The sequence below is a fragment of the Amycolatopsis thermalba genome (genome assembly GCF_003385215.1).
GTDB classification, from domain to species: domain Bacteria; phylum Actinomycetota; class Actinomycetes; order Mycobacteriales; family Pseudonocardiaceae; genus Amycolatopsis_E; species Amycolatopsis_E thermalba.
This window is the reverse complement of record NZ_PQHW01000022.1, coordinates 56,567-71,423: the sequence shown is the minus strand read 5'-3', so window position 1 is coordinate 71,423 and position 14,857 is coordinate 56,567. Positions and strand designations below refer to the sequence as shown.

Annotated in this window: 19 protein-coding genes and 1 pseudogene; 9 read left to right on the top strand and 11 right to left on the bottom strand. The window is 64.6% G+C overall.

All coding sequences use genetic code 11. The features are described from left to right. A partial coding sequence (locus tag D0D15_RS12270) for a hypothetical protein (protein ID WP_162830558.1) occupies positions 1 to 380 on the bottom strand: 380 nt, incomplete at its 3' end. 129 nt (positions 381 to 509) lie between these two features. Here D0D15_RS12270 and D0D15_RS12265 point away from each other — a divergent pair. Together D0D15_RS12265 and D0D15_RS12260 are read left to right on the top strand one after the other, a co-directional pair. Next, entirely contained in the window at positions 510 to 1,595 is a 1,086-nt protein-coding gene (locus D0D15_RS12265) for a calcium:cation antiporter (protein WP_094004479.1), read from the top strand. 55 nt (positions 1,596 to 1,650) lie between these two features. Then, positions 1,651 to 1,851, top strand: coding sequence for a hypothetical protein (locus D0D15_RS12260; RefSeq protein WP_094004480.1), 201 nt, complete (start codon positions 1,651 to 1,653; stop codon positions 1,849 to 1,851). A gap of 56 nt (positions 1,852 to 1,907) precedes the next feature. On the opposite strand, the gene D0D15_RS12255 is transcribed toward D0D15_RS12260, so the two are convergent. From D0D15_RS12255 to vsr, 7 genes and pseudogenes are all read right to left on the bottom strand, one after another. Next, entirely contained in the window at positions 1,908 to 2,783 is an 876-nt protein-coding gene (locus tag D0D15_RS12255; RefSeq protein WP_094004481.1) for an alpha/beta hydrolase, read from the bottom strand. 375 nt (positions 2,784 to 3,158) lie between these two features. Continuing rightward, positions 3,159 to 3,341 (bottom strand): nuclear transport factor 2 family protein, encoded by a 183-nt coding sequence (locus D0D15_RS37565; protein ID WP_233157151.1) that lies wholly within the window; start codon positions 3,339 to 3,341, stop codon positions 3,159 to 3,161. A gap of 118 nt (positions 3,342 to 3,459) precedes the next feature. After that, positions 3,460 to 3,537 (bottom strand): annotated as a pseudogene (locus D0D15_RS37800) (nuclear transport factor 2 family protein); the annotation flags it as partial. A 296-nt stretch (positions 3,538 to 3,833) separates the two neighbouring features. After that, the gene (locus tag D0D15_RS12245) at positions 3,834 to 4,253 is read right to left on the bottom strand and encodes a DUF418 domain-containing protein (RefSeq protein ID WP_143266157.1); all 420 of its coding nucleotides are present in this window, start codon (positions 4,251 to 4,253) and stop codon (positions 3,834 to 3,836) included. Positions 4,254 to 4,609: 356 nt separating this feature from the next. Next, a complete protein-coding gene (locus tag D0D15_RS12240) occupies positions 4,610 to 4,864 on the bottom strand; it encodes a hypothetical protein (RefSeq protein WP_094004483.1) in 255 nt (84 codons plus the stop codon). 7 nt (positions 4,865 to 4,871) lie between these two features. Then, positions 4,872 to 5,198 carry a DUF6247 family protein gene (locus tag D0D15_RS12235; protein ID WP_094004484.1) on the bottom strand — a complete coding sequence of 109 codons (327 nt, stop codon included), beginning with the start codon at positions 5,196 to 5,198 and terminating at the stop codon, positions 4,872 to 4,874. A 246-nt stretch (positions 5,199 to 5,444) separates the two neighbouring features. Beyond that, positions 5,445 to 5,834: a DNA mismatch endonuclease Vsr gene (vsr, locus tag D0D15_RS12230; protein ID WP_094004538.1), complete on the bottom strand. Its 390-nt coding sequence runs from the start codon at positions 5,832 to 5,834 to the stop codon at positions 5,445 to 5,447. Between the two features lie 149 nt (positions 5,835 to 5,983). Between vsr and D0D15_RS12225 the strand changes: the two genes are divergently transcribed. The 3 genes from D0D15_RS12225 (at position 5,984) to D0D15_RS12215 (ending at position 9,978) form a co-directional block, all read left to right on the top strand. Next, complete coding sequence (locus tag D0D15_RS12225) at positions 5,984 to 7,081, top strand: DNA cytosine methyltransferase (RefSeq protein WP_233157146.1); 1,098 nt, start codon at positions 5,984 to 5,986, stop codon at positions 7,079 to 7,081. Between the two features lie 63 nt (positions 7,082 to 7,144). After that, positions 7,145 to 9,115 carry a BbrUII/HgiDII family restriction enzyme gene (locus D0D15_RS12220; protein ID WP_094004486.1) on the top strand — a complete coding sequence of 657 codons (1,971 nt, stop codon included), beginning with the start codon at positions 7,145 to 7,147 and terminating at the stop codon, positions 9,113 to 9,115. 449 nt (positions 9,116 to 9,564) lie between these two features. Then, positions 9,565 to 9,978, top strand: coding sequence for an SMI1/KNR4 family protein (locus D0D15_RS12215; RefSeq protein WP_094004487.1), 414 nt, complete (start codon positions 9,565 to 9,567; stop codon positions 9,976 to 9,978). A gap of 85 nt (positions 9,979 to 10,063) precedes the next feature. Here D0D15_RS12215 and D0D15_RS12210 read toward each other — a convergent pair whose 3' ends face one another. Further along, entirely contained in the window at positions 10,064 to 10,321 is a 258-nt protein-coding gene (locus tag D0D15_RS12210; RefSeq protein ID WP_094004488.1) for a GntR family transcriptional regulator, read from the bottom strand. A gap of 148 nt (positions 10,322 to 10,469) precedes the next feature. On the opposite strand from D0D15_RS12210, the gene D0D15_RS12205 reads away from it, so the two are divergent. Then, positions 10,470 to 10,769, top strand: a complete 300-nt coding sequence (locus tag D0D15_RS12205) for a GntR family transcriptional regulator (protein WP_094004489.1) — start codon at positions 10,470 to 10,472, stop codon at positions 10,767 to 10,769. Between the two features lie 31 nt (positions 10,770 to 10,800). Beyond that, positions 10,801 to 11,703 (top strand): aminoglycoside phosphotransferase family protein, encoded by a 903-nt coding sequence (locus D0D15_RS12200; RefSeq protein ID WP_094004490.1) that lies wholly within the window; start codon positions 10,801 to 10,803, stop codon positions 11,701 to 11,703. Between the two features lie 7 nt (positions 11,704 to 11,710). Here the strand turns inward: D0D15_RS12200 and D0D15_RS12195 are convergent, their stop codons facing one another. Continuing rightward, positions 11,711 to 13,114, bottom strand: coding sequence for an NsdA family TPR-like regulatory protein (locus tag D0D15_RS12195; RefSeq protein ID WP_482746737.1), 1,404 nt, complete (start codon positions 13,112 to 13,114; stop codon positions 11,711 to 11,713). A 349-nt stretch (positions 13,115 to 13,463) separates the two neighbouring features. Continuing rightward, the gene (locus D0D15_RS12190; RefSeq protein WP_027935631.1) at positions 13,464 to 13,808 is read right to left on the bottom strand and encodes a GntR family transcriptional regulator; all 345 of its coding nucleotides are present in this window, start codon (positions 13,806 to 13,808) and stop codon (positions 13,464 to 13,466) included. Positions 13,809 to 13,932: 124 nt separating this feature from the next. Between D0D15_RS12190 and D0D15_RS12185 the strand changes: the two genes are divergently transcribed. Beyond that, positions 13,933 to 14,265 carry a hypothetical protein gene (locus D0D15_RS12185; RefSeq protein ID WP_020416510.1) on the top strand — a complete coding sequence of 111 codons (333 nt, stop codon included), beginning with the start codon at positions 13,933 to 13,935 and terminating at the stop codon, positions 14,263 to 14,265. A gap of 322 nt (positions 14,266 to 14,587) precedes the next feature. After that, positions 14,588 to 14,836: a hypothetical protein gene (locus tag D0D15_RS12180; RefSeq protein ID WP_020416509.1), complete on the top strand. Its 249-nt coding sequence runs from the start codon at positions 14,588 to 14,590 to the stop codon at positions 14,834 to 14,836. Positions 14,837 to 14,857 lie beyond the last annotated feature (21 nt).

Genomic DNA, 14,857 nt, shown 5'->3' with positions numbered 1-14,857 from the left:
GCCGAGCTGGCCGGGGAACCGGCGAGCGCGGCCGGCGTCTGCTCACCGGTCATCGGGCCGGGGGCCGTCGTCCGTCCGGCGCGGCCACCCCCGTCGGTGCCGCGCAGGGTGGCGCCGACCGTTCCGGCCGAGCCGAACGAGCCGGTCCCGAACACGCGCATCCCGGCGGTGCTCGCCACCGGCGGCCGCTCCAGGCGGCGCGGGGACTTCGAGTCGAGGACGGAGATGGCGGCGACCATGGTCGGCATCGTCATCTCGGCCGGGGAGGGTTCGGGCGCGCGGGAGTGGCGCTGCCGGACCGGGCGATCGCGGCGCGCGAGCAGTTCGGCGACCGTCGTCGCCCCGCTTCCGGATCCCAGGCTGTGGGCACCTGTCGTCACAGGGCGTACCTTCCTCATCACTCGTTCGCTCGATCGCGCGAAAACGACCACCCAGGGGTGAAAGCGCACCACACACCAGCGGCGCGCGCAAGCCCGGCCGGGGCCGGATCACTGTGGCAGGGTGAGCCCGTGGGCGCGCGCATCCGATCCCGGCTGACCGACTGGACCGTCCTCGGCCCGCTCGTGGCGGTCGTCGCGCTGTTGCTGAGCTGGGGCCGGGAACTCCCGTTGCCGCTCGTCATCGTGGTCGCGCTGTGCCTGGCGGCGGCCGTCCTCGCCGCGGTGCACCACGCGGAGGTCGTGGCGCACCGGATCGGTGAACCGTTCGGGTCACTCGTGCTGGCCGTCGCCGTCACGGTGATCGAAGTCGCGTTGATCGTCACTCTGATGGCTGACGGCAACGGGAAGAGCGCCACCCTCGCGCGGGACACGGTGTTCGCCGCCGTGATGATCACCTGCAACGGCATCCTCGGCGTGTCGCTGTTGGTCGGCGCGTTGCGGCACCGGGTCGCGGTGTTCAACGCCGAGGGGGCCGGCGCGGCCTTGGCCACCGTCGCGACGCTGGCCACGCTGAGCCTGGTCCTGCCCGCCTTCACCACCAGCCGCCCCGGGCCGGAGTTCTCCCCGGCGCAGCTGGCGTTCGCGGGCGTGGCGTCGCTCGTGCTGTACGGCCTGTTCGTGGCGATGCAGACCTACCGGCACCGCGACTACTTCCTGCCGGTCAAGCAGGGCGCCGACGAGCACGCCGAGCCGCCCAGTTCCGGCGCTGCCTGGTTCAGCCTGGTCTTCCTGGTGATCGCGCTGGTGGCCGTGGTCGGCGACGCGAAGGTCGTCTCCCCGGCGATCGAGGCGGGGGTGGACAACGCCGGACTGCCGCACGCGGTGGTCGGGGTGGTGATCGCGCTGCTGGTCCTGCTGCCGGAGACCCTCGCCGCGCTGCGGGCCGCCCTGCGCGACCGGATCCAGACCAGCCTCAACCTCGCGCTCGGCTCGGCGATGGCGAGCATCGGGCTCACCATCCCGGCGATCGCGGTGGCGACGATCTGGCTGCCCGGCCCGCTCGTGCTCGGCCTCGGCAGCACCCACCTGGTGCTGCTCGCGCTCACCGTGGTGACCGGCGTGCTGACGGTCGTGCCCGGCCGGGCGACCCCCTTGCAGGGCGGCGTCCACCTCGTCCTGTTCGCGAGTTTCCTCTTCCTGGCCGTCAACCCTTGACCAGGTCTGGTTGAAAGCTGACATGGTAATCGGACATAACGTGAAACGTTTTCTAGTGGCGAGTGCGGTCGCGGTGACCTCGCTCGGCGTCCTGCTCGGCACCGCGGGCACGGCGGCGGCCCAGGACCCGTGGGGCAAGTACCCGACGAAGGCGAAGTGCGCGGCCGTCGGCAAGAAGCACGCGGAGCGGGGTTACGAATGCGTACACCACCCGAAGAGCCCCGCGAACGAGCGGTGGTGGCTCTACGTGATCTGAGCGCCGGCGCTGGCGGCGCCCGCCGGCTGCGCCGCACTCGGCGCAGCCGGCGACGGTCACAACGTCCGTCCGAAGTGGGCGGCCACCGTGTCCACGGCGAGGGTGACCTGCGGTTCCTGGTCGTAGAAGTCGAACTGCGTGCCCTCGGTCCAGAGGATGTCCTTGGGGCCGGCCAGTCCCGCGTGGAGGCGGCGGGCGCCGTCGGGGATGGCGGCGTCCTCGCTGTGCACGAGGACGGTCGGCTGGGGGATCCGCGGGGCCAGGGAGATGGAGTCGTAGGTGAGCCAGTGCGCCCAGGCCATGACGGCTAACCGGTTGTGCCAGACGGGAATTCCGCCGCGGGCCGGGTTGAGGTAGAAGTCGATGTCGTAGGGCATCGCGGCGCGCGGGTCGGTGGCGCTGACGACCGGGACGTAGTCGACCTCGCCGGTCTCGGTGTACCGGGCACGGGCTTCCCGGGCGATCTTGATCTTCTCGGCGACCGCGTCCGCTCCGCCGTACGCGGCTTCGCAGATGGCGGCGTCGTGCAGCCACGGCGCGACCGGGGCCAGCGAGCCGATGCGCGGGTCGTCGGCGGCGGCTGCGGCCATGTACATCGCGGCGGCGCAGATGCCCAGCGCGCCGATGCGCTGTCCCGCCACGGCTGGGTGGCCGGCCAGGAGGCCGACCGCGTGGTGGAGAACCCGGGCCTTGCGGTCCGGGTTCTCCACATCCCGGGGCTCCCCCGCGGACTCGCCGAACCCCGTGAAGTCGAAGGAGAGTGCGGCGTAGCCGCGTTCGGCCAGGCGCTGCGCGTAGCGGTCGGCCATCAGCTCCTTGACGCTGGTCCATGTGCCGGCGACCACCACACCGGGTGCGCGCTCGGCGCCCTCGGGCAGGTAGAGGTTGCCGGTCAGGGTCACGCCGTCGCTGTCGAACTCGATCTTGTTCATGTCGAAGCGGTAGCTGGCGCGGAATCCGCCGGGCTGGAAGCGGACCGATGGTGCCGCCGTCCCGCGGGGTGTGGTCGAGCAACGTGTAGGTGCCGCCGATGACCTCGGTTTCGGCCCACTCGCGGATCTCCCTTCCGACGTCCACGATGACGGCGTCGGGAGCGAACGCCGCGGCTACGTCGCCGGCGTCGCCGGCCGTGACCGCGTCCAGGTAGCACCGGGCGGCCGGGGCGAGGGTGCCGGCCGTGGCGGCCGGCGAGGGGAGCGGCTCGACGGCGTCGGTGAGGACCGCGCGCAGGTAGTCGCTGCTCGCCACCGTCGCCACACCACCGGCCAGCACCACCCCCACCACCAGGCCGGCGATGGCGACCTTCCTCACCGGTTGCCCTCGCCCCAGGTCGCGGTCATCACGACGCCGGTGATCCGCCAGCCGTCGGCGCCGCGCACCAAGGCGAACTCGTAGGTGCCGCCGAGTCTCCACAGTGGAGAGCCGAACTCGGCTTTCTTGTAGTGCGTGGCCTGGAACGAGGCCGTGCACACCGCGTTGTCGCCGTCGATGGTGACGAGGTGGTTGCCGATCAGGTGCTGCGTGGCTTCGTAGGCGCCGAGCGCTTTCTCGCCACACGGCCACGATCTGCGCCGGCGTCAGGGTCGCCGGTTCGCCGCTGTTGAGGCTGGTGTAGTCCAGCGTCACCGCGTCGGCGAAGATCTCCGACAGCCGGTCCCAGGCGCGCTGATCGGCGTACCACGCCATGCGCGTGCAGGTGTCGATGACGTCGAGTCGATCCATGGTGTCAACCTTCCTGTGTTCAGCGCCGTGGCCCGTAGGACAGGCGACGCAGGACGGTTTCGGCCTGGCCGGTGGGCGAGCAGGAGGCTCACGAGCCAAACGGCGACCGCGATGACCAGACCGGTAACCGTGAGGCTGCCGAACCGGTCGGCGACGTTGCCGATCACCATGACGGCGAGGACGACGATCTCGGCCGGCCGGTGCCCAGATGGCCGGCACGATCCGGTGGAACTTCTCGCTCCGGCGGAGCAGCAGCAGCGTCATCGCCGAGCCCGACGATCCTGTGGGCGGCGAAGAAGTTTGCCGTAGTAGAGCAGCGCGGCGTGCGCGAAGCCGAAGACGACCAGCCACAGGTTGCGGCGCACCAGCACCTTCTCCGGCGTGGCGCCCGCGGCGTGCTGGCGTTGGCGAGCTGGACCAGACCGTAGCCGAACATCACCGCGAAGACCGGGTAGCCGCGCGTGCGCGAGTTCGTACAGCAGGAAGGTGATGCCCCGGTCCGCGCCCTCCGGGGCGGGATCGAGGCCGGGTTCGCTCGCGAAGATCACGCCCGCGCTGTTCGCCACGGCGATGATCAGCAGTATCACCCCTCTGGCGAGATCCGGCGCGAGCGCCCGCTCGCGAGAACGAACCGGCCCACACCAAGCGCGCGGTGCTGCGTCGAAGGTGACGAGGACCACCGGACGGTCCCTCCGAATGGACGCGCCGATCCGGCCGGGTCCGCGATGGCGGCCTCGGCGGTGGCGGCCTTCGAACGCCCGAGTCGTTTCTGGACCGTTTGTGGACCATCGGCCCTCGATGATCCGGAAAAACCTCGGAAAAGTGGCCGTTGACCTGGGGCTTTGTGCCCCCGGCAGGATTCGAACCTGCGACACCCGCTTTATGGGGGAACGTCTGCTGTCGTTGTTGGTCAGCTGCCGACAGCGTACGTGATCTGGCCTGATCGCTTCTGCAAATCAGGATCGCTCGCCCTCGGATGAGGTCATCTGCCGTTGATTGGCGAGGGTAAAGCGTGGGAGACAGGGTCGTGCAGGCGCTAGCCGAACCAGGTCACGTTGAGCACGTCAACCCGGTCCTGATCCTCAAGGACGAGGTAGGTGAGGAAGCCGCGACCGTCGGGGAGGTCGAGGTGTCGCATCCACCCGTCGGGCTCGGCTGCGTTGTAGGGCCGGCCGTTCCACGGAGTCAGTTCGAGGACGCTCATCGCCTCGGCGATCATCGGCAGTGCCTCGGCGGGTAGGGCGCGGATCTGGTCACGGACGCGCGAGTCCGTCACGATGCGGTAGGCCACGTGCGGGTCAGACGCCCAGCTCAGTTCGGAACTGGTTCCAGTCGACCGCGTCGTCGGGCAACTGCCCGGTACGTTGTGCCTCCTTCGCCCGCGCCAGCATCCTGCGGTGGCCGGCGGGATCAGCCTGGGTCATCTGCGCGATGCGCCGCCAGCTCGACAGCGTGTCCTGTAGGGCCTCAAGGCTCAAGGTCTCCGAAGCCAGCTTGAGGGCCTGTTGGTACGCCGCATCGAAGTCGCCGACCTCCTCGGGCAGCAACGCAGCCCGAATCTCCCTGGGGGAGTCGAAGCGCCCCCGGTCGGGAGTCGGGCCGTGGTTCGCGGCAGCGGCAGTCACTTACACAGGATACCCGCCAGGTCTAGCCGTTGAAGCGGCACAAATCCGACCTGCGGGAACGCCCGGGTTAGGGGCCTGGCCTGGCCGTTCCTCGCTCGTCGGCGATGGTCGTTTGCCGTGCTCGGCGCCAGTCCTGACGAACGATTGACGAACGTTGACGCAGCAGACCGGGCGGGAACCGGAACCGTCCCTGCACGATGTTCTCCCAGGCCATGCAGGCGGGACGTGGTTGGTACAGCTCAGTCATCAGACGGTACCGGTGCTTCTACGAGAGGCGACCTCGTGCGCGATCAGCGCCGCCGCGTGCTCCATGTCCTCGTGCTCCCAGAACCTCAGAACCGACCAACCGAGGGCGGTCAGCCATGCGTCGGTCTCGCGATCTCGCGCCACGTTGGCGTTCAGTTTGCGCTCCCACCAGGCTCCATTGGTCGTGGGGGCCGTGGCATGCAGTGGACATCGGTGCCAGAAGCAGCCGTCGACGAACACAACTACTCGCGCACGACTAAAGGTCACGTCCGCGCGACGCCGAGGCATGCCGGGGATCGGCAAGTCCACCCTGTATCGGAGGCCACGGCGGTGGAGTGCACGGCGAAGCAGCAACTCCGGCTGCGTGTCACGGGAGCGCTGGCGTGCCATCCGCGACGAGACTGCGGACATGGTTACGCCGCGGTCGGCGTCACCTTCACCGGGGTCAGCCAAGTCCTAGCTCCCGATCGAGACTGAGTTCGCAATCGCAAACGCAAGTCGTGGCCATGTGGCAACGCACGGCCGGCTAAGCTGATCACGTGTCCGCTAACAGCTTGCCAAGCCGTCGCCGTCGTACGATACGAGTGCTTGACCTGTTTGCTGGCGCGGGGGGTCTCACGCAAGGCTTCCATCAGGCCAGGAGCGGCTACCGCACCGTTCGCGCTGTCGAGATGGACCTCGCGGCTGCGGCGAGCTATGCACACACCTTCGGCGAAGTCGTCTATCCCGGCACTATTCAGGACTGGCTGGCACACGAGGACGTCCCGGAAGTTGACGTTGTTGTCGGCGGTCCGCCGTGTCAGGGTTTCTCGACTCTGGGCAAGCAAGATGCCGAAGACGAGCGTAATACTTTATGGCGCGAATATGTTGAAACCGTAGCGAAAGCGCAACCGAAATTCTTTGTCCTGGAGAACGTTCCAGCGTTTTTAAAGTCCCCTCAATTCGCACTTTTCCGCGAAGCAACAGAAAAAGGTGGAAAACTAGCCGAATACGAGTTTTCCGCCCACGTTCTGAATGCCGCAGATTATGGCGCGGCGCAGGTTCGAAAGAGAGTCGTTGTGATCGGTTACGCGCGCGACCTTTCGGATCCAGGGCGGCCGGAGCCGACACACGTCGGACGTCACATTACCGTAGGCGAAGCCCTCAAAGGTGTCGCGACTTCGGTTACTGACACGGAACTCCCGGAAAGCTGGACCGAATTCGCTGGCCGCCTATTTCCCGGCGCCTTCAAAACTCCGGAATTGCATTTAACTCGGAACTATCAGAGTATCTCTCGTCAACGATTTGCTGCCATTCCACGGGGAGGGAACCGCTTCGATTTGCCCCCGAGATTGATGGCACCCTGCTGGCGGAAGCATCTGAATGGGTCGGCGGACGTAATGGGACGCCTGCTGTGGCATAAGCCATCAGTCACGATTCGCACCGAGTTTCATAAGCCAGAAAAAGGACGCTATCTTCACCCCGACGAAGATCGCGCCTTGACGCACTACGAAGCGGCGTTACTGCAAGGATTTCCTCCTGACCACCAGTGGGTGGGCTCAAAGGTTGCGATCGCGCGACAGATCGGTAACGCTGTACCGGTTCCACTTGGCCGCGCGATCGCACGGCATCTTGCAGCACCATTACGTGCAGCCTAATCTCGCAGAAATGCGCCTGTTTGGCCGCTAGCAGCCCTGCCCCTTCGAGGCGATACTTGCCTTATGGCCTCTCCCTACGCGATGACGCTCAGTCTGAACGTCCTAAATCATCTCGGCATCAACCTTTACAGCAACGTTCCGGCGGTCATCTCCGAGGTCGTCGCTAACGCATACGATGCAGACGCCGAGAAGGTGGAGATAACTCTCGACTCCCACAGTAAGTCTATAACCATCCGCGATGACGGCTGCGGCATGACTACCGAGGACGTCAACAGCAGATTCTTGCATGTTGGCTACCGCCGCAGAGAAAGCGATCAGGCTATCACTCCGCGCTTCGGCCGGAAAGTTATGGGCCGAAAAGGGATTGGCAAGCTTTCACTTTTCTCAATAGCGAGGGTAGTAGAGGTTTATACCATCAAGGATGGTCAGCGGTCAGCTTTTCGTATGCAACTCGATGAGATTCAGCGTCAAATAAGCAACACCAACTCGGGTCAGTATCACCCAGAATCCCTAATCGATCAGTTTCCAGGCGACTTGCACCGAGGCACCAAGATCGTCTTGACGGACCTCAAGAAGGAATTGCAGAATGTTGCCTCAGGATTGACAAAGAGAATTGCTCGTCGATTTTCCATTCTCGGGTCTGAGTACAACTTTCGCGTGCTGATTGGTGGACGCGAGGTGACAGCGGTGGACCGAGACTACTTCCACAAGGCGCAGTTTCTCTGGGTTTATGACGAGTTTTCCGAAGCCGAAAAGATCGGCGAACAGTGCAAGCGCGCCGAGAACAAAAAATTCTCCGAGCCGGCGACATTGCCAGAGGGGGAAGTTCGAGGGTGGATAGCCACCTCCTTCAGCCCTAAAGATCTAAAGGACGACGACGGGGAGCAGATCAACCGCGTGACGTTGATGGTCCGCGGCAAACTTGCCCATGAGAACCTACTTGAAGAAATCAAGGAGTCAAGCATCTTTGGCTCGTACCTGTTCGGCGAGATCCACGCCGATTTTCTTGATTCAGATGACGCTGAGGATATAGCTACCAGCAGCCGCCAGCGTATCGTGGAGGACGACCCGAGATACCAGTCCCTAATTCAATGGTTCACCACTCAGGTTCGCGCGATCGGTAGCGCTTGGACCGATTTGAGGAATCAAAAAGGGACATCCGCGGCTCTCGAGAATTTGCACATCAAGGCGTGGTTCAACACCCTTAGGGGCGACACCAAAAAGAAGGCAGTTCGCCTCTTTGGAAAGATCAACCAACTGACGGTAGACAACCCTCAACAACGAGCCCAACTTTTTGCTCATTCGGTCCTCGCTTTCGAGGTCATGCGATACCGGGAAAATTTGGACGCCCTCGACCAATTGGAAACCTCGGATCTTCAGTCAATAAGTATACTATTCGGAAACATTGAGGACCTGGAAGCGGTGCTTTATCATCGGATAGTCACTCAACGACTCAAGGTGATTGAGAAGCTGCAACAACATGTTGACAACGACTCGCTCGAAAAAGTCCTCCAGGAGCATCTGTTCAGCAACCTGTGGTTACTGGACCCATCGTGGGAACGAGCAACGGACCACACAATGGAAGAGCGAGTTGGGAGAGCCTTCTCGGAAATAAGCGCTGATCTCACCCCCGAAGAGCGTGCATCACGAATTGATATCCGTTATAAACGCATGGCAGGCGCGCACGTCATTGTCGAACTGAAGCGCCATTCAGCGTCCACGAGCACGCTCCGGTTGTATGAACAGGTTGACAAATACCGGGAAGCCCTATCGGCGTTTCTTCGAAATTCCGGCAAGGACGAGCGGGTTGAATGTGTATGCGTACTCGGAAAAGACCCCTCAGATTGGTCCAAGGTAGGCGGCCGCGAAAAGTCGGCTGAAACGTTGAAGGCTATCAACACCAGGATTGTCAAATACGACGAGCTCCTAACCAATGCCTACGATTCATATCGCGAATATCTTGACCAAGAGGAAAAGACGAGTGACCTTCGTAAGATTTTGGAATCGCTTGCAGAGGATGCGGGAGAGAATTAGGTGAACTGAGCCGCTTGGTGGTCATCCCGTCGCCTGATGGCGTCTCGATCACGCCGTGCTGGGGCCGCAACGTCCGTGCTCAACCGCCGGCCGAACTTGCCAAACTTGCGGCCCCAGCACGGCGTGATAGCCATCAGATCAGGCGACGGGATGACCACCAAGCACCCACCCTGCCAGCGCAACCCGGCCTGCGGTCCTGGTCATCCCGGAGCCTGCCTGCCCGGCGAGGGCATCTTTGTTCTTCCTCTCGCGGCGGCTGTGGGGCCGCCCGGCCTCCGTCGAACCGCCACGCGGGACCGGCGCCAGCCGCACGCCCGCGTCTGGCGGTTCGACAGGATGAGGGCCGGATCAGCGGCCCCGCAGGGGCCGCCTTGAACAAGTAAGGAAACTTTGAACACGTGAGCTCAAGCCCCTGGCGGCCGCAGCGAGGTTCAGGAGATGATCTGCGGGTGACTGCTTGGGCCGCGATCTTGCAGGTTGACCAGTGGGGATTGCGGCTGAGCGAGGGTGCGTCGGCCTCTGAGCTTGCGAGGACTGAGCGCGCCTTGGGCATAGGGCTGCCGCCGCACCTGCGAGAGTTTCTGGCCTTCGCGAACGGGTTTGAGGACTTGAGGGGCCAGTGGCGGCCCGCGTGGTCGTGCAAGGTAATCGTTTCCGACAACCTGAGAGCCTGGCAGATGGAGATGCTGCCGCGAACTTTGATCGGCTTCGGTGATGACGGCGCGAGCACGTGCTTCTGCGTGCACACCGACCTCGAAAACCTGGAGGTTGTTCGGTGGTCCTGGATCGCGCAGGAGGCAGAAGAGACCTTTACCGACATGCCCACGTTCTGGCAACGCTGGTACGCCGATTCGCGGCCGTGACGGTCTAGCCGAAGGTGGGATCGCTCCGCACCGTGAAGGGACCTTGCGCCGTCGTCGGGCTCAATGCCCCGGCTCCGTTCGCGCCTTATCCAGGATGGGTGACGAAGGTGCCGCGGCCGAAGACCACGGTCACCAGCCCTTCGTCCCGCAGAGCCTTGATCGCCCTGGCAGCGGTCGCCTTCGCGACGCCGTAGATCTCGGCCAGCTCCGGGCCGCCGGGAAGCTTCGCTCCTGCTGGTAGAGCGCCGCTTTCGATGTCATGGCGGATGTCGTTGGCGATCTGCGCCCAGATGTATTCCGGCCCGTGGTGGTCGATCCGGCCGGAACGGTCTCCCCATGACATGCTGTAACGCTATGCACCAGCAAGAGCCTGCATCCTCATAGCGGTACCTGTGAGTTCCTATAGGTACCTAGGGCGCGCTACTCTCGTTCCAGTCGCGGCCAGTCGTTCTCGGTCGCGGACTGACGAAGACGAGATCCACGGGGGACCTATGACCTTCTATGAGGAACTGGAGCCAGACAAGCCGGGCATGCTCTACGAGAAGATGGCCGACCACCTCGCCCAACGCATCAAGCGCGGGGACCTACCGCCGGACACGCGACTGCCTGCGGAACGCCGGCTCGCACAGGAGTACGGCGTCTCGTTGGGCACAGCTCGCCACGCTACCGAGCTGCTCCGTTCCAAGGGCCTGGTGATCACGGTGCCGTGCAAGGGGACCTACGTGGCTGGGATCGGGCGATCTTCCGAACCATCTGCGGCTCGGTCACCTCTTCTCGCTTTCCGCCCGTAACCTGGACCCGGATCACACGACGGGAGGCTTGATGACGGACACCGCGCCAGCGTTCACCGCCGACTCCACTCGCGCCGTGCTCGACACCGCTTGTCGTGACGCGGGCCTGGACCCGAAGGGCGCAACGCTGATGCGATTGGGCGAGAACGCCCTCTACAAGCTCGCCTCAGCCCCCATCGTGGTGCGGATCGCGCGGACGATGGACTACTGGCCGAACGTTGAAAAGGAGGTCGCGGTAGCACGCTGGCTCGCCGACCAGGGGTTCGCCTCAGGTCGCCTGTCGAGGCCGGCCGATCAACCGCGCGCGGCAGGGGGCCACCCGGTCACGTTCTGGGAGTTCATCCCCGGCGAGGTCGCGATGCCGGACGACGTCGCGCTTCTTGGCCGCGAGCTTCGGGAGCTTCACCGGCTGCCGTCTCCCACTACGTTCACGCTGCCCCGCACAGACATTCTCGCTCGGATCCGGCCACGAGTTGCGTCCTCGCCCGTCTCGGACGACGACAAACAGTTGCTGCTGGAGCGGTGTGAGGAGCTGGAGAACGAAGTTGCGCGGCTGAACTTCCCGCTGGACGAGTGCGCTATCCACGGCGACGCTCACATCAAGAACCTGATGATCACCGATTCCGGGCCGCTGCTCATCGACTTCGAGAACTTCTCCTGGGGGCAGCCGGAGTGGGATCTCTCGATGACCGCGACCGAGTACGTCACCGCCGGGTGGTGGACGGACAAGCAGTACAACGACTTCGCCCGTTCCTACGGCTACGACATCCGGAACTGGGAAGGCTTCCCAACGCTGCGAGCAACCCACGAGATCAAGATGACGACGTGGATCATGCAGAACGTCGACCACTCGCCCGAGATCAAGGCGGAGTTCGAAACGCGCATGCGCACCATCCGCACCGGCGAGGCGACCGCTCACTGGCGGCCGTTCTGAACTCCGATCACGCCGCGGCTGGCGGGATGGCGAGCTTCGGGTACCGCGTCCGCAACAGGCCGGTGAAGTTCTGAGTCAGCTCCCGGTCAGCTTTGAGCGCGTGAAGGGCCTTGCAGAAGTCAGAGAGGTATCGCAAGTACCGCATGGACTGCAAGCCGTCTGCGAGCTCAACCGCCTCGGTCGCGAGCGCAACGGCCTCGTGAGGCTCACCGTTGGCGAGAGAGCCTGCAGCGGAGACCATCTGTATGAACGCACGGGTGCGCGGCGGAGTCAGGACCGGATCGATCGCCTGAGCCGTGAAGAGCTTCGTCCTGTTGCCGTCGCCGAGGTCTCTGAAGCAGTGCGACGCCTCCCCGGCCAACTCCAGCGCGTCGAAATAGTTGATCCAGTCCGGTTCGCGGGACGGGTCGCGAGTCTCGAAAGCTTGTTCGGCACGGTGCAGCGCGGCAGCGGTCCCGCGCTTGTCGCCGAGACTCGCTAGCGCTCGCGCCTCCATAGCCAAGAACATCGAGGAAACGGCGCTGGTCGCTCTGCCGAGCGTCGCGCTCTGGGCTGCCCTGGCGAAGCTGACAGCATCGTTGAACCGGCCCAGGTAGTTCGCCTGGTGCGACAGGCTGGACAACATCCGCGCACCCAGCATGTGATCGTCGGCTTCGCGCGCGAGCTTGAGTCCCTGGGTGAAGTACCGCATGGCGACGCCGTGCCGGCCCGCGTCGTAGGCGCTCCAGCCGAGCAACTGCGCGACCTCTGCTGCCGCGCTGAAGATCTCGCGCCGAAGGGGCTCGGGGTGATGCTTGCGCAGGAGCGGCACGACCTGATCGCGAAAGAACTGGATGAGCATGCGCCGGGTGTGGCCGCCGCCGAACTGGAAGTCCATGTCCATCAGGTGCGCCGTCGTCCGGCGGATGCGCTCGGCGGCCGCGGTCCCCCGCAACGGCCCGTCGTCCTCGGGGGTGAGCACAACGGGCGCGGAGAACATGTACCCCGTGATGACCTGAGGAGCGATGTCCTCGCGCCATGTCGCGTTGACGACCCGCCGACGGTCGCTGAGGTCGGCGTCAGTGAGTTGGTGCAGGAGGTTGACGGCTTGGCCTGGTTCGGCTTGGTACGTCAGCCCCTCGCTGACAAGGGCGTCGTCCTCCGACGCGTCCGCCTCCCCCAGCCTGATGTCCTCCAGGCTGACGGGCCGGCCGAGTTTCGCCGACAGCACTTGTGCGATGACGCGTGGCTTGGGGTCCCTCGGAACCATGCCGTCAAGCCACTTGCGGACGTCGTTGTGATCCGCGCGCAGTGGCTCCTTCCAGGCGGCTGTCGCCTCGACGATGCGGCGGGCGAGCCCCTTGTTGCTCATGCCCGCTTCCTGCATCACTGCTGCTAGACGCCGGTTTGGCTCCCTCTTCCCTGCCGCCATCGTCACCTCCCTGCGACCAGTGAAGCACAAAGAGTTGCGCCTGGTCGCACCCTTGCGCACCTCTCTGCGCTCAAGTGCTCCCCCTTGTGCTCCCGTGCTCCCCCTGTGCTCGCTGCCGTGCTCCCAGCAATCGCCGGTTTCATTTGAGCCATGAAGAACACCGGTTGGACAGAACGGGACCAGGCAGCGGATTCAGGCAGGACGAGGAGGCAGAAGCAGGAGGACGCGTCCGCACCATCTGAAGAACAACTCCGGCGGATCGCGGCTCGCCTCCGCGCGCTCAACGCCGAACTCGACGAGGTGCGTCAGCGAGTGCTGAACCTGGAGGCGGCCAAGCGCCAAGCGGGGGTCAGCCGGACTGCTCTTCCAGCCGCTCGAGACGCTGAGCCAGGTCGGCGACAGTCGCGTTCAGAGCGTCGATCTGCCGGTGGATGGCAGCGAGGGGGTCGTCATGCGACTCGCCGGGCTGGGTCACGAAGTAGCCGAGGCCGGCAGTGACTTCGGCGTAGCCATCCTCGGCGAGCTGAGTCAGGGCCTTCTGAGCCGTCATCGGCGAAACCCCACGATCGCGAGCAAGTGCGCGCACTGAGGGCAGCTTCTCCCCCGGCTTCAACTCGCCAGCGTCGATCTTGGCCGCAATAGACGCAGCCACTGCCTGGTAGGGGTGCCCCGTCACCTGCTGCGGCTGCTTCATGCATCAACTGTACCGAGACGCCATATGACGCGCTAGTTCACCCGAACGGACCATAGCACTGTCCTAGCACTGTGCTACCTTAGTTCTAGTACGACATATAACGTCACAAGACAGGAGTGGATAGATGAGGAACATCCCCGTGAACCTCGGCGGCTACCGGCTCCGGATCGCCGAGGCCCCGACGATGAAGACGCGGAAGGACAAGGACGGCCGCGAGGAGGTCGTCACCGTGGACGGCGTGACCCGCTATGTCGTGTCGCTGTTCGCGAAGTCGGACGGCACGAAGGGCGAAGAGATCCGGGTGACCCTGGAGACCGACCCCGGCGAGGGGTTCGAGGAGGGTCAGCTGGTCGAGCTGATCGACGCCCGGGTGTCGCCGTACTCCTTCCGCAACGACCGGGGCGAGACGGTTTCGGGCATGGCGTTCGCCGCCATGGGTCTCAAGCCCGCCGCCTGATCGGACCGCGTGTCCGGGTAGCCCTTCCTATTCCTGGTTAGCCGCCCGTTCGAGTCGGGCAAGGGCACTTATCTGCTGTTTGAGAATTACACAGTGGGCCGATCCATGCCAAAATTCGCGCCTTTTGTGGTGGCGCGCCTTGACTCCCGGGATCTACTCCGGGGGTCTTGGGGTTCTACCACAACACTGATTGGGGTACCGAAAATGCGTAACCGAGACTGGATTGACGGTGATTACTGGCACAGCGACGGCGAGTGCCCGGGCGGGCTGTCCACCTTCGACCCCAACGGACCGCAGCGGAATGCCTGAGGGGAGGAAGGTCATGAGCTTGGAGGTCGATGCGGACCGGATCACGAGCACGGTGACCGAGCATCACGCGGTCAACGGGCCGGAAGGCTGGCTGGTCACCTGGCTCCCCGGACGAAAGTTCGATCGGAACGCGGCAATTACCGCGATGCTGCTGGTTGAGATCTACGTGATTGACCCGCCGCCGAAGAATCCGATGTGGAAACTCGCGGAAAATTGGGAACGGGAGATCTCCGTAAATCGCCAGCACGACTGGCACGGGTAACAACGCAAGGAGGGGAAGAAA